The organism is Marinifilum sp. (genome assembly GCF_965230805.1).
Taxonomy (GTDB): Bacteria; Bacteroidota; Bacteroidia; order Bacteroidales; family Marinifilaceae; genus Marinifilum.
On record NZ_OZ246019.1, the window covers coordinates 4,664,386 to 4,689,589 of the forward strand.

Here is a 25,204-nt window from a genome sequence, read left to right on the forward strand (position 1 = left end):
ATTTGTTTTTAATTTTATTCACATAACATTATATCATATCACCAATCTATGAGCAGAATAGGTGATGTATGATGTCATTACAAACATTTTTATGAAAAATTGTATTTTAATGCTTGTCGTATTATTCTTTACGGCACAATTCGCAATGGGTCAGAAAAAACACAGCGATGCTGTTATTGTAGGTCACGTGGTATGTAAAGGCGAACACATTCCATTTGTAAATGTAACCATTAAAGGAACAACCATAGGAACAACAACCGATGAAACAGGACATTACAGGTTAATCGATTTGCCTGTAGGAGAACTAACGGTTATGGTTTCCGGGATAGGCTACAAAAGCCAGGAAAGAGCTGTAACTACAACAGCTGATAAAACAGTAGAAATCAAATTTGACATTGAAGAAGATGCTTTAGGACTAGATGAGGTGGTGGTTACCGGCGATAAGGGTGCCAGCAAACGTACCGAATCACCTGTTATTGTTAGCTCCCTGTCTCCTGCTCTATTTTCGATAAGTCAATCTGCAGTTCTTAGCGAGAGTTTAAATTTTAGTCCTGGTTTGCGTATGGAAACCAATTGTCAGAATTGTGGATTCAATCAAGTTCGCATGAATGGTATGGAAGGTCCATACTCTCAGATTCTTATTAATAGTCGTCCTATTTTTAGTGGTTTAGCGGGAGTTTACGGACTAGAATTGATTCCAACCAATATGATCGAAAAGGTGGAAGTAGTTCGTGGTGGTGGTTCGGCACTTTATGGTAGTAATGCCATTGCTGGTACCATCAACATGATTTTAAAAGATCCTTTAACCAACTCATACGAATTGGCAGCAAGCACAAGTTTAATTGGTGTAGGAGTAGATGGTGCAGATGATCCTGCTATTGACTACAATGCCAGTTTTAATGCCTCAGTAGTATCTGATGATTTCAAAACGGGACTATCCGTTTATGGGTTCTATCGCGACAGAGAAGCTTTTGATGCCAATGATGATGATTTTTCTGAATTGACACAACTTGATAACACAACAGTTGGCACCCGATTCTTCCATCGTTTTGGTTTTAGAGGAAAACTAGCTGTTGATTTCTTCCACATTAACGAAGAAAGAAGAGGAGGAAATAGATTTGACTATGTGCCTCACATGGCAGATATTGCAGAGCAATTAAAGCATAAAATTACAACCACTGCCATCAATTACGATCAGTTTTTTAGAGAGGAAGACAAATTATCAATTTATGCATCCGGACAAAAAGTAGACAGGGCTTCTTATTACGGAGTTGAACAATCGTTGGCTGATTATGGGCAAACCGATGATTTTACTTACAATGCAGGAGCGCAATACAATGCGAAGTTTATGAATTCTTCTCTTGTTTTTGGTATAGAGAACACTCACGCATCACTTGATGATGAAAAACTTGGATACTACGATCAGAAAAAAAACATTTATACCGAGAATACAACTGTATCAGATCAAACCAGTAATACGCTGGGTATTTTCTCTCAGTACACTTATCAGTTCGAGAAACTAAAATTGTCATTTGGTGGCCGTTTCGATCATTATAGCATTAAAAACAATGCTGAGGATGCTGATCATGCATTATCGGATAAATCAGGTAATGTATTTAGTCCGAGAGTAAATGTTCTTTACGACATTTTACCAGAGCTTCAGTTTAGAATGAGCTATTCTCAAGGTTATAGAGCTCCACAAATTTTCGACGAAGATTTACACATTGAAGCTTCACAAGCGCGCAGAGTGATTCATAAAAATAGTGCAGATCTGAAAAAAGAAACGAGCCATAGTTACATGTCGTCCCTTGATTACAACACCAAAATCGGGAACACCAGAATTGGTCTTTTAATTGAAGGCTTTTACACTCAGTTAAACGATGCTTTTGTTAAAGAATCATCTGAACCTGACGAAAACAATGTGGTAACCCGATTGCGCACAAATGCAGAAGATGGAGCTAAAGTATATGGTATTAATACTGAGTTAAACATCTTGCCGACGAGAGATATTTCTATTGTTGCAGGTTTTACTACTCAAAAAAGTGAATACGAAAACCCACAGGAATTCGACACCAAAAAATTCCTAAGAACACCTAATAACTATGGTTTTATTACCGTTGATTGGGGTTTTGCAGGCAGTTGGAGTATAAATGCTTCTGGTAATTATACAGGAAAAATGTATGTACCCTACCACGGAAACACAATTAACGATCCGATAGCAGGTGAATTAAGAAAAACAGATTCCTTCTTTGATTTGGGAACAAAAATTGAGTATACCACACAATTGAATGGCGCAAGTGTACAATTCTGGGGAGGCATTAAGAATATCTTTAACTCTTATCAGGATGATTTCGACATGGGAAAAGACAGAGACCCTGGCTATATATATGGTCCCGGTAATCCTCGTATCATAAGCTTCGGAATTAAAATCGGAAATCTTTTATAGGAAATCTCATTTTGGGGAATGCCTTTTTTTTTCAAACTTAGCTTCCCCAACTTGGGGAAGGCTTCTTTTTTTTGAAGCAAGCTTCCCCAAGTTGGGAATCGCCCCTTTTTTTGAAAAATGTATTTTCCCGACTTGGGAAAGGCTCCTTTTTTTTTAAAATCCTTTTCCCAAGTTGGGAAAGCTCTGTTTTTTTCAATTCAAGCTTTCCCAAGTTGGGGAAGCTCTGTTTTTTTCAATTCAAGCTTTCCCAAGTTGGGGAAGGTATTTTTTTTTTGGTTTTGAACTTTCCCAAGTTGGGGAAAGGCTTAAGGGAGTGATTTCTAAACACAATATCAACATTCTTGGCATTTGTAACTGAGTTTTGCATAATCTCGGTCAGGATTTAAAGCCACTAAAGGGCTCTTTAAACTTGCTGTTCTTGTTTTCGCCTGCGCCTAGGCATCTCCGGAAAGGACACATTCTACTCGAAACTTATACATCCTGTGTTATATAACGTGAGTTCGACGTAAAATTCGTTCACAGTTTGATCTGATTTTGAGTAGAAATTTTCGAAGGAATATCGGGATATTTCAAGAAGATTTGAGGAAATTTATGCCGAAAGCAGGCTAACACATAATGGAAAGTTCTCTTTACGACATCTTCACATTAAAAATTCCTCAAAATAGCCCGCTATTCTTTCCAAATTTTTAATGCAAATCTATCCCAAATATAACTTTCTGTGGATAGAATTTTACGTCGAACTCACGTTATATAGCTTCTTCAGCAGTAATAATTTGATGCATCAATGCATATACCGTTAATCCTGAAATGGTTTTAATACCAAGCTTACTGGTAATATTTTTACGATGAGTAATTACAGTATTTATTGAAATATAAAGCTGGTCGGCAATTTCTTTGTTCGAGAACCCAAGTGCAACAGCTTTTAATACATCTATCTCCCTATCACTTAAGGCATGTGATTCATTATCATTCCCATCATTTGTTTTAGGCTCGTAAAAGAATTGTTGCAATCTATCAACTACCATTTTCCGATCACAAGAATGAGAGATAAAATGATCAAAAACACAACCTGGTATCTGCTGTTTTCCGATTAAAACCGTTCGGCATAAGCTACAGGATTTTTTTATGTGGCCAAAACATTCTGTCGCTTTCTGTTTGTGTAATATATCTTCGCTAAGTATTAAATAATTAACATCCTCTCCATTACTGATAAGGTATTCTAATTCTTCAAAACTATCTACTTCGTGCAATTCCGACTCTACTCCAATTACATTTAAAAGTGTTTTAACTCCTAGTCTAACCAAATATTGTTCAGAAGCGATAATGGTGTGTAACTTTTTATCCTCAAACTCCATAATACTCTAATACTTTTTCTTCTAACATCTTCACTTTAGGAATCAATACTTTTTCTTCCATCCTTGTATGATCCTCAATATCGCACTCTAATTCGAACAATTCTGTTAAAAGGTGTTCACAATCATCCTCACAATTTAGGGGTGGTAAAAACCTGATGATCAAATTTTTCATATCGGCCAGCTTTACCTCCAGACTCTCATGATTTCTTTCGTATACCTCAATCGGTTCTTGCTTGATTTTATTAATAAGAATTTGTTCACAATTGCTGGAAGAAATAGCTTTCTCTAAATCTAGAATATATGGAAATACATTTTTTTCTTCTTCTTTGAAATGATGCTTTATATCAATTTTATACTCACTAAAAAATTGCTTGAGCAAAGCAATATTTCTAGAGTTATCCTCATGAGCCTCCCTTTCCATCTTATCAATAAAAAGCTCGATATGTGGTACTTTCGACTTTAAATAGTAATTGTGCGTATTGGTTAAATAATCCACCATTACAGCAGCATTAAAATCACTTAAATGATTATCGGGATAATAATTCGAATTGTGATAAGAATTTAGGATCTCCAAAAAAAAGGCAACATTTACACCTTTCTCAGTGCATACCTCTTCGACTGTTTTATTACCGAATCCCAATTTTATGCCAAATCTAGACATAATGGGTAGCAATTGATAATCTTTCAGAATTATCTCTGCCATTTTACTATTCTTTGTAAAAGACACCATCTACATTGTTTTTGTTATTGTTTTTTTGTTCAGGAAGAATTCTGACATTTAAAAAAATATCACTTTTATTGGTTAAGCAAGCATTGCTTCCTCCAAACACAAAAATAACTTATCAGTATATTAAATGAAATCCCTATATGTTGTGATTTTTTCAAAAAAAAGGCCTTCCGATCGGAAGGCCTTTTAATATGTATCACTTATGGTAAACTAAATAGCGTCTACAATTTCGTTAAATGTAGCCGATGGACGCATTGCTTCGAAAGCCATTTCATCCTTTGGCATGAAGTAACCTCCAATGTTCATTGCGGAACCTTGAGCATCGTTCAATTCTTTCACGATTTTTTCTTCATTAGCTTTCATATCAGCAGCCACCTTAATAAATTTATCTTTCAAGTCAGCATCTTTGTTTTGAGCAGCTAAAGCTTCAGCCCAGTACATTGCCAAGTAAAAGTGAGAACCGCGAGTATCCAGCTCATTTACTTTACGTGATGGAGACTTTCTTTCATCTAAGAATTTAGTTACACCAGCATCTAAAGTATCAGCGAATAATTGAGCTTGCTCGTTGTTAAAGTTATTAGCAATATGCTCGAAAGAAACACCCAATGCTAAGAACTCACCCAATGAATCCCAACGCAAGTGACCTTCTTTTTCGAACTGTTGTACGTGCTTAGGAGCCGATCCACCTGCACCAGTTTCGAATAAACCACCACCATTCATCAATGGAACGATAGATAACATCTTAGAAGAAGTACCTAGCTCAAGAATTGGGAACAAGTCAGTAAGGTAGTCACGCAATACGTTCCCCGTTACCGAGATGGTATCCTCACCTTTGCGGATTCTTTCCAATGATACAGTAATTGCATCAACCGGAGCCAAGATACGAATATCTAATCCTGCTGTATCGTGATCTTTTAAATACTCGTTTACTTTTGTGATTAGTTGAGCATCGTGAGCACGGTTTTCATCTAACCAGAAAATTGCAGGAGAACCAGTTGCCTTGGCTCTGTTTACTGCCAGCTTCACCCAATCCTGGATTGGAGCATCTTTTACCTGACACATTCTAAAGATATCGCCAGTTTCAACAGCTTGCTCCATAACAACGGTTCCGTCGAAATCTACAACGCGAATAGCACCTTCTCCTTGCGCATAGAAAGTTTTATCATGCGATCCGTACTCTTCCGCTTTTTTAGCCATCAAACCAACGTTTGATACCGAACCCATTGTAGCTACATCGTAAGCTCCGTTTTTCCTACAATCATCAAAGCAAACCTGAAACATTCTAGCGTAAGATCTGTCTGGAATCAATGCAACACAATCTTGAAGCTCTCCTTCCGGATTCCACATTTTACCACCATCACGAACAACAACTGGCATCGATGCATCGATAATTACATTGTTTGGTACGTGCAGGTTGGTAATTCCTTTATCAGAATCAACCATAGCCATATCCGGACGAGTCTTGTACACTTCCAAAATATCAGCTTCGATTTCCGCTTTTTTATCTGCTGGCAACTTCTCAATCTTTGCGTAAAGATCACCCAAACCGTTGTTGAAGTTCACGCCCAACTCCTTGATGGTATCAGCATGCTTGGCAATAGCCTCTTCGTAGAATACTTCTACCGCATGCTTAAACATTTCAGGATCTGAAATCTTCATCATGGTTGCTTTCAGGTGAAGAGACCATAACAAACCTTTTTCTTTGGCTGCTTCGATTTCTTTTTTGTAGAATGCTCGCAATTCTTTTACATTCATTACAGCTGTATCGATAACTTCACCAGCTAACAATTCAACTTTTTCTTTCAGTACCGTCTTATTTCCTGCATTGTCAACAAACTCGATGCGAACATTGGTTTCTTTTTCAATAGTCACTGATTTTTCAGAGCCATAGAAATCTTTCTCACTCATATGAGCCACGTGAGATTTAGAATCTGAAGACCACGATCCCATTCTGTGCGGGTTCTTTTGAGCAAACTTTTTAACAGAAGCAGCGGAACGACGATCTGAGTTTCCTTCACGAAGAACAGGATTTACTGCACTACCCAATACTTTTGCGAATCGCGCTTGCAGTTCTTTCTCTTCAGCAGTGTTTGCTTCCTCAGGATAGTTAGGAATGTTATATCCTTTTTCTTGTAACTCAGCAATTGCCGCCTGCAATTGTGGTAAAGAAGCACTAATGTTAGGCAATTTAATAATGTTAGCCTCCGGAGTTAAGGATAGTTTTCCTAACTCAGCCAAATAATCAGGAATTCTTTGATCTTCGGTCAAATTATCTGGAAAATTAGCAATAATTCTACCTGCTAAAGAAATGTCTTTTGTTTCAATCTCGATACCTGAACTTTTAGTAAAGGCTTTGATAATAGGCAACAATGAATAAGTTGCCAAGGCCGGAGCTTCATCAATCTTGGTATAGATTATTTTTGCTGTCTGTGCCATGTTGGTTGTTGTTTTTTTTTGTGTTTTAATTAAAAATAGTCTGTTCTAATTCTTTTGTATTAGAATTAAGAACAATTCAAACTCGCGGTAAACATAGATATTTTTTTTAACTCCCAATTTAAAAGAGCTTATTTTTTAACGATTTTTTTCTTTAATTATAAATGACTAAAAATAAGGCTCATGAATGAATTCACGAGCCCTATTTAGTCTATATTCCATATGCTTTATAACCTATTTGTACTTTCTACTCAAAATCGAGAGCCAATTTTTTCTTGAGAAAAGCCAAAGATGGATTTTTTTCGGATAATAATCTTAAAATATCAGTCTCGTTGTACACTTTTTTTGTGCCCGTTGTTTGCTCCAATCTGGTGATCAGTTCCACTTTAGGATTCTTAAAAATTCGGCGCAAATAATTCTCAAGTTCTAATTTCAGATTGTTGATATCTTCCAATTGGAGGTTATTAAAAGTTTTAACCAGTATTTTTGCTTCCTTGATTTCTATTTCGACAGTAGAAAGTGATATTCTTATTCTTTCATTCTTATTCTTTATTTTGGCGAATTCTTTAAGTTGAGAAAGAACTCCGCCTTTGGTATACTCATAAACTCTATCTGTAGTTGAAATATCGGCTGAGCCTTCTTTAGTATTGCTATTTTTGGATTGAACCTGTGGTCGCTGTATGCCTGTTTTTAATGCTTGCTTAATGGAAACTGTTGGAGAGTAGGAATTTCTGCTAACTCCTGAATTTACACTCTTTTTCTCAGAGGTTTTCTGTGGGTAAGCATTCCTTGAATCGTGCACAGCAGCAGGTGCAGCTGCACTAGGCTTGTCGTTCTTTGGCTGAACAATCAGACTCCTGCCCTCAACAATAATCTTTAATAATTTCTTGGAATTCTTTTTTAGCTTAGCTCCTTTTTTTTTTGATTCAATTATCTGGGACAATTGAATTAAACTAAGCTCTATTAATAATCGGGGATTCTGACTGGATTTGTAAGTAACATCGCATTGATTTAAAATCGTGAGTGCCTCGTACAGGAAATCGACCGGGCACTTCGCGGCCTGATCGACATATTTTTGCTTTATACTATCGCTAACCTCAAGCAATTGAATGGTAGCTTGATCTTTTCCCACAAGCACATCACGAATGTGAGCACTTAGTCCACCAATAAAGTGATGTCCGTCGAAACCTTTTTCGAAGATCTCGTTAAGCATTAACAATACATCCGTAACCTTTCCTTCTAAAGCAGCATCTACCATCTTAAAATAATAATCGTAATCCAATACATTTAAATTGTGAATTACATTTTCGAATGAGATGTCTTTGCCTGAGAAGCTCACAATCTGGTCGAAAATTGAAAGTGCATCACGCATAGCTCCGTCTGCTTTCATTCCAATCACATTCAAGGCTTCTTCGTCGATATTTACAGCTTCTTTCTCGGCAATGCTTTTAAGATGCTTCACTGCATCCTCTACTTTAATTCTGCTGAAATCGAAAATCTGACAACGAGATAAGATGGTTGGTAAGATTTTGTGTTTTTCTGTGGTTGCCAATACAAATATTGCATGAGCAGGTGGTTCTTCCAATGTTTTAAGAAAAGCATTAAATGCTGATGCCGATAACATGTGAACCTCATCGATAATATATATGCTATAACTTCCAATCTGTGGAGGTATTCTTACCTGATCTATTAAAGTACGAATATCATCAACTGAGTTGTTCGAGGCTGCATCCAGTTCGTGAATGTTATAAGAACGATTTTCATTAAATGCTATACATGATTCACACTCATTACAAGCTTCAAAATCAGAAGTTATATTAGAGCAGTTTATTGTTTTGGCAAAGATACGTGCACATGAAGTTTTACCTACTCCTCGAGGGCCACAAAACAAATAGGCATGAGCCAAATGATTGTTTTTAATTGCATTTTTTAAGGTTAGGGTAATAGACTCCTGCCCCACAACTGTAGAGAAAGTTGAGGGACGATACTTACGAGCTGAAACAATAAAATTATCCATATATAAATAAGACCGAAAAGGGTCGATTTTCTTTTTTTGAATTTCAAATATACTGAATCAATATCAATATAGCCTCACGAAATAGTGAAGAATTTAAAAGCAATTTTTCGTCCATTTTATTATCTGCCATGAGCCAATTAATTAGCTTCAATTAGCAACAAAAAATACGCTTTAAAAAAAGAAGTTTTTACCAATAAATTAATTGGGAATCCAAACTTTACTTAAAATCCCAAACCGAAAACTGCTAAGTAACTGTATCATAACGCGACACGCGATGCACACCTTTTATGCGGCGCAGTTTCACTATTAATGTATTTAAATGATCAATATTAGAAACCACTATTGTAAGCTTTCCTTCAAAACTTCCTGCGTTGGTTTCAACTGAAATGGAACGCATCTGCACTCGTAAATCCTTACTAATCACCTCCGAAATATTGGTAATCATTCCCAATTCATCATCACCTGTAATATGAAGAACTGCCTGGTAGGAAGCAGCACCCTTTTCTGTCCAGTTGGCTTTAACCACACGATACGGGTATCTACTCATCATCTCCTTGGCATTTGGACAGCCTACTCTGTGAATTCTAATTCCTTTTCCAATAGTGATAAAGCCAAATATATCATCACCAAAAATTGGATTACAACATTTTGAAAGAGTATAATCTACATTGGCTATATTCTGGTCAACAATTAAAACATCCTCGCCTGTTGAAACTTGATTGTTTCTAGATGTATAATCAGGCATTTCTTCAGGCAATTTCTCTTCAACAAGCTCTTCCCTGGTTAAAATGTCCTTTATTTCTGATAAATCGTGCAGTTCCGTTGCAATACCATAATACAGATCAACCGCAAGCTTGTATTTGTATTCGCTCATTAACTTACGGATATTTTCGTCGCAGAACTCTATCTTCCAGTTTTTCATTCTGCGCTTTAAAGTTTCTTTACCCAAATCGGCCTCTTTGAGCATTTCCTCCTTCATCGATTGGCGAATCTTGTTCTTTGCCTTTGTGGTAACAGCAAAGTTTAACCAATCTGATTTTGGCTTTTGGGTATTTGAAGTTGTAATGGCAACCTGATCCCCATTTTTTAGTTCATGACGAATGGAAACATTTCTCTGATTCACAGTGCCACCAATACATTTCCCCCCTAAATCGGAGTGAATAGAATAAGCAAAGTCTAATAGAGTAGCACCAAGAGGCAATTGCTTTAAATCTCCTTTTGGCGTAAATACATAGATCTCCTTGTTGTATAAGTCAGCTTTAAATTTATCAATCAAGTCAATGGAATCGCTTTCCTGACTTTCCAATACTTCACGAATATCCTGCAACCAATTGTCAAGTCCGCCATCTCCTTTTCCACCTTTATACTTCCAGTGAGCGGCAAAACCCTTTTCGGCAATTCGATTCATACGTTTACTACGAATCTGTACTTCAACCCATCTGTTTTGCGGCCCCAATACTGTAGTGTGCAATGATTCATATCCATTCGATTTTGGAATGGTAATCCAATCGCGCAAACGCTCGGGGTTTGGTCTGTACAAATCACTTACTGCCGAATACACTTTCCAACATTCCGATTTCTCTTTTCTGGGAGAAGCCTTTAGGATAATACGAATTGCAAAAATATCATACACCTCTTCGAACTCTACCTGCTTCTTTTTCATTTTATTTAAAATGGACGCAACGGTTTTTGTTCTTGCCTTTATCTTATATTTCAAATCTTGCAGATCAAGCTCTTTTTTTATCGGATCCACAAAATCTTGAATAAACTTCTCACGTTCTTCTTCCGAATCTTCAAGCTTCTTAACAATCTCAAAATAGATATCCGGTTGCAAGTAACGCAAAGCCAAATCTTCCATATCCGACTTTACATTGTACATTCCCAAACGATGAGCCAGTGGGATGTATAAGAATTCAATCTCTTTTGCCAATGCAATTTGCTCCTCATTAGGCTTATGTTCCATATTTCTCAAATGAAACAACCTGTCTGCCAAAATGATTAGTACAACGCGAACATCATCGGCAAAGCTTAGCAATAGTTTTCTAAAGTTCTCGGTATGTTGTGTAAGATTTTGATTGTATACATTGGTTACTTTTACCAGCCCATTAATAATCTGCGCTACTTTAGGCCCGAAAAGCTCGGTAATTTCATCAATATTAACATGTTCTTTTTGAACAATATCGTAAAGAAGGGCACAGATTACAGAGGTTCTTCCCAAGCCCAGTTCTTCAACAACAATTTGGGCAACCGATAAGGATCTGTAAATGGCCGGGTCGCCATTGCTTCTTCTCGATTCTCCGTGGTCTTGTAAACTTAAATCGAATGCCTTTCTTACCAGTTTGATATCTGCTCGGGTAACAATGTTTTTACAGGTATTAAGTAAGTGTTTGTACCTTAACAATATTTGCCTTCTTTCTTCTTCTTCCCTATTTAATTCTGCCATAACTTTCCCACTTAATCAAGAGATATACCCATATCGGCATGTAACGAATAATGTTTTATTAAGCCTCGCTTCTGTTTTTTTGAGTTTATTAGCCAGTTCGGCTTTCTAAAACTCAATAAAAGTATAAAAGTTAACAAAAACAGACAAGAAGATTAATACTTTTTAACGTATTGCAGGCATATGGAATTTACAACAATTTAATTAAACGATTGTGTAAAACTCATAATCAATCTATTGCCAATTTCTTACCATTTGAGTATTAAAAACTGCTCGGATTTCTTAAATTTGTTTGCTCAGCATTAGAATAAACAGCGAATGAATACTGGTAAATTGCAGAATGTACTCTTCACCCGTAAGATTATCGAGAAGCACTGCGACTTCGGTAAAAAAATGGGATTATCGATTGAAGACCATCCTTTTATTGACATTGAATTATGTAATTTCCCTAATTCAGTCATCGAAGCTCTTAAAACAAAGGAAAATGCTATCTGGGTATTTACTAGCACGAATGCAGTAAGGAGTTTACTTGAATCAATTCCCAATATTTCGGATTACAACAAAAGAAAATGTTTTGCAGTTGGCGAAAAGACGGCTGAAGAGCTCCGAAAACATGATTTCGAGGTAATCGTAGCGGAACAGCACAATGCGGTTTCTTTGGTTGACCGACTGGCGCAAGAGTCAGCCAGTGCCTTATACTTCTATTTCTCAGGGAATATGCGTAGGAAAACAATCACAAACTTTTTTAACAAAAATGAAATCGAGTACCAAGAAATTGAATGCTATATTACTCATTTAATACAGCCCAAATTGAACATCGATCGGTTTAATGCCGTTTGTTTTTGTAGTCCGAGCGCTGTTGTAAGTTTCTTTTCAAAATATCAGCTAAAGAAAGAAGTTGCATGTATTGCCATTGGAAATACCACTGCCCTAAAGCTGTTAAATTACACCGAGAATGTAGTTATGTCGGAAAAGGCAAACATTTATTCTATGCTCGAAATTTGTAATGAATATTTAAATTCTTAAAAACCATACAATATGCATCAATACAAAAGAAGTTCCGAACTATTTGATGAAGCGAACAAGTACATTCCAGGTGGTGTAAATTCGCCTGTAAGAGCTTTTAAATCGGTAGGTGGAACACCTGTATTTATCAAGAAAGCAAGAGGCAGTATTTTAACTGATGCCGACGGTAATGAGTATATCGATTACATTTCGTCCTGGGGACCAATGATCCTTGGTCATGCTTACCCTAAGGTGATTGACGCAGTTAAAGCTAAAGTTGAAGATTCAACCTCATTTGGCGCTCCAACTGAATTGGAAATCGATATCGCCAAATTGATCGTTGAAATGGTTCCTCATATCGATAAAGTAAGAATGGTAAACTCGGGTACCGAGGCTTGTATGAGTGCCATTCGAGTTGCCAGGGGTTACACGGGTCTTAACAAATTCATCAAGTTCGAAGGATGTTATCACGGTCATGCCGATTCTTTCCTGATTAAAGCAGGTAGTGGCGCCAGTACTTTTGGTGTGCCAAACTCGCCTGGTGTAACACCGGGAACTGCTAACGATACCCTAACTGCCAAGTACAACGATATTGAAAATGTAAAACAATTGCTTGCTGAGAATAAAAATGAAATTGCAGCTATTATAATTGAGCCAATTGCTGGCAATATGGGTTGTGTTCTTCCTAAAAAAGGATTTCTGGAAGAACTAAGAGAACTATGCGATCAGGAAGGAATTCTGCTGATCTTCGACGAAGTGATGAATGGTTTCCGTTTGGCAAAAGGTGGTGCACAGGAATATCTGGACATTAAAGCTGACTTGGTTACTTTTGGAAAAGTAATTGGAGGCGGCATGCCTGTGGGGGCTTATGCGGGTTCTGATGAAATTATGAAGCTGGTTTCTCCTCTTGGACCTGTTTACCAGGCAGGAACTCTATCAGGAAATCCCATTGCAATGATTGCCGGTTATACTTTGTTGAAAGAATTAAACGAGAATCCACAATATTTTACCGAACTGGAAGAGAAAACAGAATACTTGCACAAAGGTTTGGATAAAGTTTTTTCTGCTTCGAGATTCGATTACAAGATTAATCGTTGTGGATCGATGATTAGCGTTTTCTTTACAGATGTGGATGTGATTGATTTCGATACAGCAGCTACTGCCAACAATGAGAAATTCCCTCGTTTTTTTCATGAGATGCTGAAAAGAGGCATTTACCTTCCTCCATCATCATTCGAGAGCTATTTCTTGTCAAATTCTCTTACCTATGAAATGTTAGACAAAACCATTCGGGCAGCTAAGGAATCGTTAGAAGCAATGAAGTAATTTGTTTTAAGGCTTTCCGTTTAGAGCTTATTTAGAAATCTATTTATTGGAATATAAGCAGAAGTACAATCGGATATAGATCTGTTACCAGTATTGATTTATGAATTCTCCCCTTTTGGGGAGATCCTGACAAGGGAAAAGGTACTTCAATCCATATATCTTATGCCAAGGTTATCATTTCATTTCTATTGAGGTTCTCCATCAATCACCAATTTTTTGTATCTCGATTCGAAAATCGAAAAATACCTAACCAAACAAGCCATTAAAATGATCATCACCAAACAAAACTTACTCGAAACACATCAAAGAATAAAGAATTACATACACCGAACTCCTGTCCTCACCTCCCATCTGATAAACGAGATGGCGGGATCCGAACTTTTCTTCAAGTGCGAGAACTTTCAGAAGATGGGCGCTTTTAAGATGCGCGGAGCCACCAATGCCATTCTTCAATTATCGAAAACCGAGAAAGAATTTGGTGTAGCAACTCACTCATCGGGTAATTTTGCGCAAGCCTTGGCATTGGCAGCCAAATTGCAGAACATCAAGGCTTATGTTGTTATGCCATCGAACGCCCCTGAAATAAAAAAGGCTGCAGTTTGTGGATATGGTGGCGAAATTATAGAATGTGAACCCAATTTACAGGCCCGGGAGAGTACTTTAAATGATTTGGTAAACAAAACCGGAGCCGTTTTTCTTCATCCTTATAACCATTATCATGTAATTCAGGGACAAGGAACCGCAGCCATGGAGTTAATCGAAGATCATTCGGATTTGGATGGCATTTTTACTCCTGTAGGCGGAGGTGGATTACTTGCAGGAACTGCTCTGGCAGCGCATCATTTCACTAAAGGTACAAAAGTGTTTGCGGGTGAACCCATAGGTGCCGATGATGCATGGCAATCTTTCCAAAAAGGTGAAATCATCCCTCAAACCAATCCAAATACCATAGCCGATGGCTTGTTGACCTCACTTGGCGACAAAACTTTTCCTATCATCAAAGAGCATGTTCAAGATATCCTAAGAGTGGAAGAAGAGGAAATTATTGCCGCCATGCGATTGATTTGGGAAAGAATGAAAATTGTAGCAGAACCATCAAGTACCGTTGCTCTAGCCGCACTCCTTAAAGAGAAAGAAAAGTTTAAAAATCAGAAAATTGGCATCATCATTTCGGGAGGAAATGTTCAGCTCGATAAACTGCCATTTTAACACGGCTTAGCTCATGGATCTAAAAAAATTACTTGACCCCTTCCCAATGAAAAAGGAAGCTGAGCTGGTTGCACGAAGCATCGCCAAAGACCCAAAGTATGTTCAACAATTGTGGGAATGGTGTATCAGCAATGAAAAACATTCATGGCGTGCCAGCTGGTTAATGGACAAGGTATATGATATTGATCCGGCTTTGGTTCGTCCGTATATCTCAAAAATGATTGCTTTAATTCCTGAGCTTAAAGATGAAAGCAAACAGAGACAATATCTAAAATTAATTAGCTGCGAACCGCTTCCGCGAGATATTTCGGGTGAATTTATCAACCGATGTTTCGATTTGCTAACTAATGCAAGCACAGCTGTTGCAGTTAAGGTGCATGCCATGCAAATATTGTATCATTTCTCGCTAATAGAAGCTGATATTAAAAATGAACTCGCCTTGATTATTGAAGAACAGATGGAGAATGGTACAGCAGGATTTTGTTCCAGAGCAAGAAAACTGCTTAATAAACTTAATCAATAAAAACCCAATTGGCATTTGTTTTTTTCCACTCTAAGAGCGCTTAATGCCAAGATTGATTTCTGCTTTATACTCAGCGAAAGCTTTTAGCCTATTGATTTATACTGAAGTCGGAATATGCTTTGTTTAAAGTATTTGAAGATTATTTACAAACCAATGAAACTGTTAAAAAGGCTAAAAAAACTGCATAATAACCTGAACTTTGAACGTTAAAACATGAACTTTTAACGTAAAATCATGAGCTTTGAACACCTAAACCTTAGCTTGTAGCGTTAAAACATGAGCTTTTGACATTGAAAAGAGAACCTGTAACGTAAAAAGGTGAGGTTTTTACGTTACAAGCTTAAGTATTGATGTTTTTTACTGTCCTTTTAGCTTCGAAAAGCATGGTATTTCATTAAAAGTTGAGCTTTTAACGTTCAAAGTTGAGGTGGAAACGTTCAAAGCTTAGGTTTTAACGTAAAAAGCTTAGACGGAAACGTTCAAAGCTCAGGTTTTAACGTTCAAAGCTGAGGTAGAAGCATTCAAAGCTCAGGTTTTAACGTAAAAAGCACAATAAATAACATTATTTTCTAAACCGGGATACTATATTAATGCTTCAATTTTACCTTCCCCAATCCGATTCTTTTACTTTCTTCACCAAATATTCCACATTCTCCACCGGAATGCCTGGCAATAAACCATGACCCAAATTAAAAATCCACTTGTGATCTTTCCTTCCATAGTTCAGGTAATATTCAAATTCACGATTGATGGCTTCGGGTGTTGATTCCAAAATCCTAGGGTCAAAATTTCCTTGAAGAATCATCTCCTCTCCAACGATACTTCTTACCTCGTGCAATGGCATTTGCCAATCTACACTAAGGCAATCGCACAAGTCGTAGTTTACCATATTTATGCCAGTTCCCAATCCTTTGGGCAGATAAATGGTTTTTACTCCTGTTTGGCGAACCGCACCCAAAATCGCTTTTACCGATGGCAGGAAGACTTCTTTATACAATTCAACAGGAATTAATCCTGCATGGGTTTCGAACAACTGGAATGCCTGAACACCGTGCTCAACCTGCTTTAATGCATAATGAATACTCATTTCGGTGATTTTTGCCACCACCTTTTTCATCAATTCCTTATCGCGATAAATCGCGGGAACAAAATCAGGGAAATTTTGATTTCTACTAAATCCTTGGTACATGTAGCAGAGCGTAGTTAAAGGTCCACCACAAAAACCAATCAATGGAATATCTTTAGGTTTAATTTCAAGAATTCGGTCGATTGCTGCATAAATATGATCCAGTCTCTCCGGTTTATCAGTCAGGAAAGTCAAAGGATCGCTAACATCTTTCAAAGCCGTTTTGAAACTCGGGCCTTTGCCTTCAAAACTCAATTCCATTCCTAAAGCTTCGGGAATAACCAGAATATCAGAGAATAGAATTGCAGCATCAACACCTAAAACGTAAATGGGCAAGAGAGTAACATCAGCAGCCAAATTTGGTGTTTCCATCATCTCTTTAAAACCATAGGTTTCTCTTAGTTTCATGTAGGATGGCAACACTCTCCCCGCCTGACGCATAAACCACATAGGCGGTCGTTCACGTTTTACTCCGTTTATGGTATCTAAAAATATGGATTGGCTCATTTTTTTTAATTATCAATGAGTAATTAATCATGAGCAATAAAAAACCAACTCCTATTACTCATTATTCAACATTAATTATTTGATTCCTCTTAAGATTTCTGCTACTTCCTTAGCATGATAAGTAATAATAATATCAGCTCCGGCTCTTTTAATTGACATCATGATTTCCATCATTACACGTTTTCCATCAATCCAATCGTTAGCTTCAGCAGCTTTTACCATCGAAAACTCTCCACTTACATTGTAAGCCGCAACCGGCGCATTAAATTCATGCTTGGTGCGATAAATCACATCCAAATAACTTAATGCAGGCTTCACCATTACAATATCAGCACCCTCTGCAATGTCCATCTCAACCTCGCGCATGGCTTCATCGCTGTTTCTAGGATCCATTTGGTAAGTAGAACGATCACCAAACTGCGGAGCACTGTCGGCAGCATCTCTAAACGGACCGTAAAATCCTGAAGCATATTTAGCAGAGTATGCCATAATTGGAATTTTCTCGAAACAATGTTCATCCAAAGCTTTACGCATGTATCCAATGCGGCCATCCATCATGTCGCTTGGTGCAACCATATCCACACCTGCTTCGGCCATTGAAACAGCTTGAGCCGCAAGAGTAACCAAAGTCTGGTCGTTATCAACATCGCCATCTACAATGGTTCCGCAATGTCCGTGAGTAGTGTATTCGCAGTTACAGATATCAGCAATGATATACATTTCGGAATATTTTTCTTTAATGGCGCGAATGGCACGTTGCACTATCGAATGCTCATGAGTTGCTACTGTTCCGTCGGTATCTTTCGACTCAGGAATACCGAACAACATTACAGATTTAACACCTGCTTCCAATAATTCTCCACATTTTTCGACCAATAAATCAACTGATAACTGGTCATTACCAGGCATACTTTTTATCGGATTCTTAACCTTCTCTCCCGGACAAACAAAAAGAGGCATGATTAAATCATCAACAGAAAGCGATGTTTCGGCTACCATGTTGCGAACTACTTTGCTGTATCGCAATCTTCTCATTCGTGTTTCAGGAAAAAGTGGACGTAAACTCATAGTGTATATATTTTGTAATTATTTATTGATATTTAATTCAATTTTTTGAAAGACTTCTAAAGATAAAAATTTATTCTTTTCGCCTGGCAGGTTTCCTTCATTTGCTTAGCCAATTCTTTTGACTTGGTAAGGCCCTCGGAAACGGCTACTTCTATTTGCTCAACAATGAATTGATTGGTCTTCAAATCACCTACAATGGCTATCATGGTTAGCTTGTTATCGCCAACAACAGCATGAGCAGCCAAAGGAAATTTACAACCTCCTTCAATCTCTGCCATAAACGCTCTCTCGGCTAAAATCGCAAGCCTGGTAGGTTCATGATTTACTTTTTCGGCAATGGCAATGGTATCCATATCATTATCCCGGCATTCAATGGCAATGGCTCCTTGCCCAATTGCCGGAATACACTGATCGACATCTAAAAGCAGGTTCTCATGAAATTCTTTGCCCATTCTGTTCATTCCAGCAGCAGCAAGAATAATGGCATCGTATTCGCCATCCATTAGCTTCTGCATTCTGGTATCTATATTCCCTCTGATTTCTTTAAAGATTGTATCTGGTCGTTGAGCTGCCAATTGAACTCTTCTTCTTGGACTGCCGGTGCCCAAAACAAAACCTTCGTGCATTTGGTCAAGTGTGCTTCCATCACGACTTAAAAAAACATCCCGAACATCTTCTCGTTCTGGAAATGCTACTAGTTTCAAGCCAGCAGGATGAAAACTTGGAACATCCTTTAAACTATGAACTGCAATATCAGCCTCACCTTCGAGAAGTGCATGTTCCAGCTCTTTTACAAACAGCCCGGTGCTACCAAATTCTGTTAGAGAGCGGTTCAAAACCCTATCGCCTTGAGTGCTAAATTTAATCACTTCAAATTCAACATTCGGATTGGCATTTTGTAAAAGCTCTACGGTTTGCATGGTCTGTGTATGCGCCAATAAACTTGGCCGTGTAGCTACTCTTATCTTTCGTTTAGCTGACATTTAGGATTGTTTTTCGTGCATTATTTAGAAATAAAAAAGCCATATAAAACTTGTTTATATAGCTTTTTATCGAAAGCTCAAAAGGCTTTACGAATCAATATCTTTAAAAATCATATTAAGAGTTTCCATTGGGCTCGACTGCTTTTTGTGATGATCTTTCAGGTGATTGATGCATGCTCTGGCAATCTTATTAACAATGTTGGTGGTGATGTGTTCTACTTTCTTTAACTCCTCTTCCGACAATTTGTTTTTGTGATAATCAAGTTCCTTGCGCTGTACATTCTGAAGATTCTCTTTTAAAGCAACGATAACAGGAGAAAGATATTTTACCTCTAACCACCCGTAAAACTCTGCAATGGAAGCCTGAATAATCTTTTCTGCGTCAGGAATACAAGCTTTTCGCTGATCAATAGCAGCTGAAATGTGCTTCGAAAGTTCATCCACTGTAATCACCAGGACATGCTCCAGATCATCAATAGCAGCATCTACATTGCGAGGTACCGAAAGATCCAGAACCAATTTGCATGATTCAACTCCTTTAAAATGATCCAGCTTCAATGTTGGCTTAGAAGCACCTGTTGCAACAATAATAACTTCTGCCTTTTCAACCTCCTGGCTTAAGTTCTCGATTGGCTGATATTGAATTTTATATTTGTTTGCCAGATTTTCTGCTTTCTCAACCGTTCGGTTCACCAAAGTAAGGGAACGATTACTCATGTGCTTTAAAAGGTTGGAAACAGTATCTTTTCCAATATCACCAGTTCCATACAAAAGAAAATTGCATGATTCTAAAGTTGATACCTTATCCTTAATGTATTGAACCGCTGCATGAGAAACAGAAGCTGCACCCTTACTGATTTCTGTTTCGTTCTTTATTTTTTTGCTTGCCTGAAATACGAAAGAGAACAATCTATTCAGAAAAGAATTAACCATTCCCTTTTGTTCCGATTGGTGAAAGGCATTTTTAACCTGCCCCACAATCTGAAAATCACCAATAATTTGTGAATCCAATCCGGCAGTAACTTTATACAAATGACGAATACACTCGTTACCGTGCAAGCTGTATCCATTATAGTTTAAATCGTTTCTACTTCCTTTGGAGTATTTTAAAAACAGGTCTGTGATGACTTCAACCTCCGAAGAATGTGCATAAATCTCGGTACGATTACAAGTAGAAAGAATCACCATCCCTTCTATTTGAAGCTCTTTTGCCTCCCTCAATATGTTTTCCTGATTATCTGATGACAAAGAAAACATCTCCCTCACATCCAGAGCCGTTTTTCTATAGCTAATTCCTATAACAAATAATTTTTGTAGGTTTTCTCGAATTTGTAATGACATAAAAACGGAATTTGTTTGCTCATTCGTTGCGCACCTAATCATTACAGACGCAACAAACCGATTCAAATATAGCGGTAATTATTCAAAAATCCTCCGATTTTCAGTAAGTACATGAAGAAACATTGACCACTTTAATTATTATGAACAGTCCAAAAACCCTAAAAGGATTTTAATATCTTTAATACCAAAATAATCCAACATTCTTTCATAATCTGTGGATTTCTGATATATTGAATCATTCAAAATAAATTTTAAAGAGTTTTATAAAAGCAAATAACTTTAATCAATAACAAATCACATGAACAAAGCAAACTATAGAATAAGCATTTTAGGCTGTGGCTGGTTGGGATTGCCACTTGCGTTTTTTTTTGCTGATCAAGGGTTGGAAGTCAAGGGCTCTTCTACCTCACCTAACAAGCTAGAAGTACTGAAACAAAAAGGCATCAAAGCATATCAAATTGAATTAAACCCCTCTTTAAACAGCAAGTTCAATTCAGATTTTTTTAATACAGATATTCTAGTTGTTAACTTTCCTCCCATAAGAAGAGATGACATTATCGATTGGCATACTCAACAGATAGAATCGCTGATTTCAGCCGTTCGAAAATCTGAAATCAGTAAGCTTATTTTTGTTAGTTCAACTTCTGTTTACGCCGATATTAATAATGAAGTAAATGAATTAAACCGTGAAACTCCATCAAAAAACAGTGGAAAAGCCTTACGAATTGCAGAGGAATTACTTGGCAAGGAAACCGGTTTTAAAAGCTCCATTATTCGATTTGGAGGCTTAATCGGTTACGATAGAAAACCAGGTAGATTTTTTGCAGGCAAAAAAAGCATAAAAAATGGCGATGCTCCTGTAAATTTAATTCATAGAGACGACTGCATTAACATTATTAATCACATCATTAGTAAGAACATTTGGGGAGAAATACTAAATGCCTGCTGCCCCGAACATCCCAAGAGAAAAGAATTTTACAAAGAAGCTGCAATAATTCAACAGTTTAAGATTCCCGAATTCGAAGCTAACACAGAGGGATATAAAATTGTTAGTTGTGATAAACTCATAAAATCGGGCTATGCTTTTCTATATCAAAATCCTATTGATTGTTTAAAGTATTAAGCGATATTTTCTTTTAAACTAAAAAAAGATCAGATCATCCGGTTATTTCGCCCTATAATCAATTTTTTATAAAGCAACTTTTAATTTTAACTATTTTAGTAGAATTAAAGTTTGTGTGATGGTATATTTACTTTTAAAACAGCCTACAAAAAACATAAATTCTTGGACAGAATCCTTCGAACGTTTTTCGGAATATCGAAAAATTGGTGGGGAGATATCATGTAAGATTTATCAAACACCTCGAAACAAGAACGAATTAATGGTTGTGTCGGCATGGCGCAGCATGGATGAGGTAACAGAATTTTTAGAATCACAATCTTTTGAAATGATTAAAGAATTGGAAGAGAAAGAACCAATCATTATCAAAGTTCCCAACAAAAGGAATGTCACCAAATATTTCAAAGAACTACTATCAACTGCGTAAACTATACCCTTTATTTTAGCAAGTCTTCTACTTTTAGAATCATTTCCGAATTAATCGCTAAAATGGTTTTTTCTATCACTTTATGAAGTTGATCGGGGAAGTCATTCTCATAAAGATTTTCATCCAATTCAATTAACATCTCATCTAAGTCAAACCTATTGCTCTTTTCTTGATTAAGATTTCGGAGATATTCCAGTATTTGAATTTCATTTGAATTATCAAATTGGTTAAATGGTAAAATTTTCAGATCCTCTTTCGGAAAAACTTTATAAGATTCTTCTACAACAGAAATAATATATGAGTTTAACACATCTATGGTATCTTCCATATTAACATCACCACCTAATAGGGAAAGTAAATCTTGCATTGCCTCAACAAGCAATGAATTCATTAATAGAAGATACTCTTCCAGTTTCTCAATATGCAATTCGGAAACCCCAGGTTGAATTCTATAAAATTCAAGGATCTCCTGCACAATTGCCGATCTATATTCGGCTGTTGACTCTATAGCATTCTCATTAAATTCCTTCACTTCCTAATTGCAAATGTGTAGTTTCAAAAAATTGAGGACCTAATTTCTTTAGTATTTCAGAAACTGCTTTTGAGCACTGTTCAATTCCCAATATGGCATAACCTTTATTGCCTCTTTGTCCAAGCTTTAAATCCTTAATATTGATATTTTGTGATGCCAAGGCAGATAACAAAATCAATAAAACCCCCGAAGAGTTATTATGAATCGACAATATCATTTCTTTGCTGATAGCAATGGGCAAATTAACACCATCAATTTCCAAAAGATAATTCTTTCCCTTCTGTAATTCCGGAATATCAAGATTATCGCCAACGCGAATCTCAATAAAGCTATCTCCTCCTGTTCCTTTCACAAAATCCGCCGCTTCTTTTATGGCATTTCCATCTCCGCTAAGAGTTAAAAAAGCAGTTGCGGTTCCGTCATTATTGGAATTAAGATATGCAGTTTCTACATTAATTTCTTCTGATGCAAGTGCATTAAAGATCATCGATAATACACCCGGTTCATCCTTATGATGAGAAAACAAACCACTTGATTTTCCTAAAGCATTTTCGGATACAGAATTACTAATTGTGACTGATCTATTGCCTTTTCTTATGCGAATAGCCTCAAAGTCACCCAAAGAAGTAGCATTCTTATGATGTTCTAGAAAAGTTCGGAATTCTCCACCAAAAGAAAATTTAGGAATTCTTCTCTGTTTTCGATCTTCAAACCTGAGATTCAGCATCTCGATACCCAAATTCATTAGCTTGTATTTTTCTTCCTTAAATCCGGAATTTCGCAAAGGCCTTTTTTCCGGTATCGTCTTTGAGAAACTGAAGTAATGTTTATATCCTGCTTGATAAGCAAATTTGATTCCCGTTTCGAAATGATTTCCCAAATTTTGAATGGCATGGGTATCTGTTCCAAGTGAGATAGGAATATCAAGCTGTTTGGCTCTCTTTAAAATCGAAATATCCGGATAAATTCCACATCCTTTATTGATTCCCGCAAGGTTTACATCTAAGGTAAGATTATACTCACTTATCATTTCAAGCAGAAAACGCATTCTGCGAGCCAAAATATGATTGCTTGTTTCTAATTCCAGCAGTGCTTTCGGAATTGGTGCATATAACTTAGGCAAATCTATATGACCTACAACCTGGATCATCTCCCATGATGTATCAACCATTTCAATCAATTCCTCTATATACAGTAACCAATAATTCTCTACTCCCCCTCTCCTTTCAATTAATTCATTCGTTTCCTTCTGAGAACCATCATACGGAATACCTTCTTTCGAAAAATGTAATGACCCTATCACATAATCAGCATTTTGAGCCTGGAAAATCTTGGAACGATTCCATTGCATTCCTAAATCTGGACCTAACCACTCCATTTCAATACCATATTTTATTGAAATCTTATTTCCGTATTTCTCTTTTAAACTTTCTATTTTCTTCGGGTAGTTAAAATAAGCGTTATCACCTCGTATGAATTTTACATCTAATCTTTTTTCCGCAGCATATCGAAATCGCGTTAAGCGTGGCGTATGAATAATAAAGGAAATATTCGGGTGACCATTTGCAATAGCAAGTTCTGTAATCTTGTCCAGTTCGTCTACACCGTGTTTCACATGATCATTTCCAGTTCCTGCATGAATCCCGTGAGTTTCCCAAATGAAATATTCGGGTTTATCAATTCCTTTATTTGGCATTTGAAATTAATTTAGATTAATCGTGCAGTAAAATTAATCATTTGTAAATGAATATAAAGGACAGCTCTCTACAGTTAAAGCAAAAAAAAACAACCATTTCAAATACATACCATTATAAAAAGCAATTGATTCTCATGTATTTGATATGTAGTTCTGTACAGTAAAAGTTAGAGAAGATTATAGGTTAATTAAAAACCTTAATGTAGCATTCTTTTAAAAAAATTAACATTTTTTAGTTCGGAACCAAACGAACTAATTATATATTTGCATCAAAATTATTAAATAAATGATAAGCCTGAAGGAAATAGAAGAGAAAAAGAAAGAAATTGTTGAAAAATATGGTTTGTTTATGGAGAAGAATGAAGATTTCCCTCCTATTGCTGCCAGAATTTTCTCAACCCTACTATTCACTTCAAAGAAAGGAAATACCTTTGAGGAGTTAGTTAACTTTTTGGATGCCAGTAAAAGTACAATCTCTACTAATCTCCAGAAATTAAAAAGCATGGAGATCGTAGATTATTACACCAAACCAGGAGAAAGAAAGAAATACTTTAGATTATCTCCTGTTGGCTTTCTTGCTTTTATTGATAGAAACCTAAAAAAACTTAAAGATGAACGAGATATAATTGAAGAAGTTATTGCTTTTAAAAGTTCGGCAAATAAGGTCATTAAAGAAGCTAGTCAACAATTTGTAGTACACGATGAGCATCCATATCTGGATTATCTAAATAATTCAATTTCTGATATGGAAACACTCAAAAAGAGAATAATCGCCAAATGCATGAATCAATAAGCATTCTACACCTATCATTCCGGTTAAAATTATAAATCTGATCACCCAAACCATCCCTTTTTAATTTTTTAGTATATAAATTCAAATTAGTATATCATCTAACTGGTTCGTTTTTGATCGAACCACAAGA

The 25,204-nt window shown here is 36.7% G+C and carries 19 protein-coding genes; 8 read left to right on the forward strand and 11 right to left on the reverse strand.

Annotated elements, in window-relative coordinates; all coding sequences use genetic code 11:
- Window positions 1-91 precede the first annotated feature (91 nt).
- Window positions 92-2,446 (forward strand): TonB-dependent receptor, encoded by a 2,355-nt coding sequence (locus tag ACO05S_RS18160; RefSeq protein ID WP_421919432.1) that lies wholly within the window; start codon window positions 92-94, stop codon window positions 2,444-2,446.
- Between the two features lie 746 nt (window positions 2,447-3,192).
- Here the strand turns inward: ACO05S_RS18160 and ACO05S_RS18165 are convergent.
- From ACO05S_RS18165 to ACO05S_RS18185, 5 genes are all read right to left on the reverse strand, one after another.
- On the reverse strand, window positions 3,193-3,801 hold the full coding sequence (locus ACO05S_RS18165) for a response regulator transcription factor (protein WP_421919433.1): 609 nt from the start codon (window positions 3,799-3,801) through the stop codon (window positions 3,193-3,195).
- The gene (locus tag ACO05S_RS18170; protein ID WP_421919434.1) at window positions 3,791-4,504 is read right to left on the reverse strand and encodes a hemerythrin domain-containing protein; all 714 of its coding nucleotides are present in this window, start codon (window positions 4,502-4,504) and stop codon (window positions 3,791-3,793) included. The genes ACO05S_RS18165 and ACO05S_RS18170 overlap by 11 nt, the downstream gene beginning before the upstream one ends.
- Before the next feature lie 234 nt (window positions 4,505-4,738).
- Entirely contained in the window at window positions 4,739-6,964 is a 2,226-nt protein-coding gene (locus tag ACO05S_RS18175; protein WP_421919435.1) for an NADP-dependent isocitrate dehydrogenase, read from the reverse strand.
- 244 nt (window positions 6,965-7,208) lie between these two features.
- A complete protein-coding gene (locus tag ACO05S_RS18180) occupies window positions 7,209-8,978 on the reverse strand; it encodes a DNA polymerase III subunit gamma/tau (RefSeq protein ID WP_421919436.1) in 1,770 nt (589 codons plus the stop codon).
- A 244-nt stretch (window positions 8,979-9,222) separates the two neighbouring features.
- Entirely contained in the window at window positions 9,223-11,421 is a 2,199-nt protein-coding gene (locus ACO05S_RS18185; protein ID WP_421919437.1) for a RelA/SpoT family protein, read from the reverse strand.
- A gap of 315 nt (window positions 11,422-11,736) precedes the next feature.
- Here ACO05S_RS18185 and ACO05S_RS18190 point away from each other — a divergent pair, with 315 nt between their 5' ends.
- The 4 genes from ACO05S_RS18190 (at window position 11,737) to ACO05S_RS18205 (ending at window position 15,481) form a co-directional block, all read left to right on the forward strand.
- A complete protein-coding gene (locus ACO05S_RS18190; protein ID WP_421919438.1) occupies window positions 11,737-12,444 on the forward strand; it encodes a uroporphyrinogen-III synthase in 708 nt (235 codons plus the stop codon).
- A gap of 12 nt (window positions 12,445-12,456) precedes the next feature.
- Window positions 12,457-13,749, forward strand: coding sequence for a glutamate-1-semialdehyde 2,1-aminomutase (hemL, locus tag ACO05S_RS18195; RefSeq protein ID WP_421919439.1), 1,293 nt, complete (start codon window positions 12,457-12,459; stop codon window positions 13,747-13,749).
- Window positions 13,750-14,016: 267 nt separating this feature from the next.
- Window positions 14,017-14,958 carry a pyridoxal-phosphate dependent enzyme gene (locus ACO05S_RS18200; RefSeq protein ID WP_421919440.1) on the forward strand — a complete coding sequence of 314 codons (942 nt, stop codon included), beginning with the start codon at window positions 14,017-14,019 and terminating at the stop codon, window positions 14,956-14,958.
- Window positions 14,959-14,971: 13 nt separating this feature from the next.
- On the forward strand, window positions 14,972-15,481 hold the full coding sequence (locus tag ACO05S_RS18205) for a hypothetical protein (protein WP_421919441.1): 510 nt from the start codon (window positions 14,972-14,974) through the stop codon (window positions 15,479-15,481).
- Between the two features lie 601 nt (window positions 15,482-16,082).
- Here the strand turns inward: ACO05S_RS18205 and hemE are convergent.
- The 4 genes from hemE to hemA form a co-directional block, all read right to left on the reverse strand.
- Window positions 16,083-17,114: a uroporphyrinogen decarboxylase gene (hemE, locus tag ACO05S_RS18210; RefSeq protein ID WP_421919442.1), complete on the reverse strand. Its 1,032-nt coding sequence runs from the start codon at window positions 17,112-17,114 to the stop codon at window positions 16,083-16,085.
- A gap of 75 nt (window positions 17,115-17,189) precedes the next feature.
- Window positions 17,190-18,182 carry a porphobilinogen synthase gene (gene hemB, locus ACO05S_RS18215; protein WP_421919443.1) on the reverse strand — a complete coding sequence of 331 codons (993 nt, stop codon included), beginning with the start codon at window positions 18,180-18,182 and terminating at the stop codon, window positions 17,190-17,192.
- Window positions 18,183-18,238: 56 nt separating this feature from the next.
- Window positions 18,239-19,165: a hydroxymethylbilane synthase gene (hemC, locus tag ACO05S_RS18220; RefSeq protein ID WP_421919444.1), complete on the reverse strand. Its 927-nt coding sequence runs from the start codon at window positions 19,163-19,165 to the stop codon at window positions 18,239-18,241.
- Window positions 19,166-19,252: 87 nt separating this feature from the next.
- The gene (gene hemA, locus ACO05S_RS18225; protein WP_421919445.1) at window positions 19,253-20,506 is read right to left on the reverse strand and encodes a glutamyl-tRNA reductase; all 1,254 of its coding nucleotides are present in this window, start codon (window positions 20,504-20,506) and stop codon (window positions 19,253-19,255) included.
- A 298-nt stretch (window positions 20,507-20,804) separates the two neighbouring features.
- Between hemA and ACO05S_RS18230 the strand changes: the two genes are divergently transcribed.
- Window positions 20,805-21,629 (forward strand): NAD(P)H-binding protein, encoded by an 825-nt coding sequence (locus ACO05S_RS18230; RefSeq protein WP_421919446.1) that lies wholly within the window; start codon window positions 20,805-20,807, stop codon window positions 21,627-21,629.
- A 118-nt stretch (window positions 21,630-21,747) separates the two neighbouring features.
- Complete coding sequence (locus tag ACO05S_RS18235) at window positions 21,748-22,053, forward strand: hypothetical protein (RefSeq protein WP_421919447.1); 306 nt, start codon at window positions 21,748-21,750, stop codon at window positions 22,051-22,053.
- Window positions 22,054-22,063: 10 nt separating this feature from the next.
- Here the strand turns inward: ACO05S_RS18235 and ACO05S_RS18240 are convergent, their stop codons facing one another.
- Both ACO05S_RS18240 and ACO05S_RS18245 read right to left on the reverse strand, forming a co-directional pair.
- A complete protein-coding gene (locus ACO05S_RS18240) occupies window positions 22,064-22,585 on the reverse strand; it encodes a hypothetical protein (RefSeq protein WP_421919448.1) in 522 nt (173 codons plus the stop codon).
- Window positions 22,572-24,281: a histidinol-phosphatase HisJ family protein gene (locus tag ACO05S_RS18245; protein WP_421919449.1), complete on the reverse strand. Its 1,710-nt coding sequence runs from the start codon at window positions 24,279-24,281 to the stop codon at window positions 22,572-22,574. The genes ACO05S_RS18240 and ACO05S_RS18245 overlap by 14 nt, the downstream gene beginning before the upstream one ends.
- 286 nt (window positions 24,282-24,567) lie before the next feature.
- Between ACO05S_RS18245 and ACO05S_RS18250 the strand changes: the two genes are divergently transcribed.
- Entirely contained in the window at window positions 24,568-25,074 is a 507-nt protein-coding gene (locus tag ACO05S_RS18250) for a GbsR/MarR family transcriptional regulator (RefSeq protein ID WP_421919450.1), read from the forward strand.
- The last annotated feature ends 130 nt before the right edge of the window (window positions 25,075-25,204 follow it).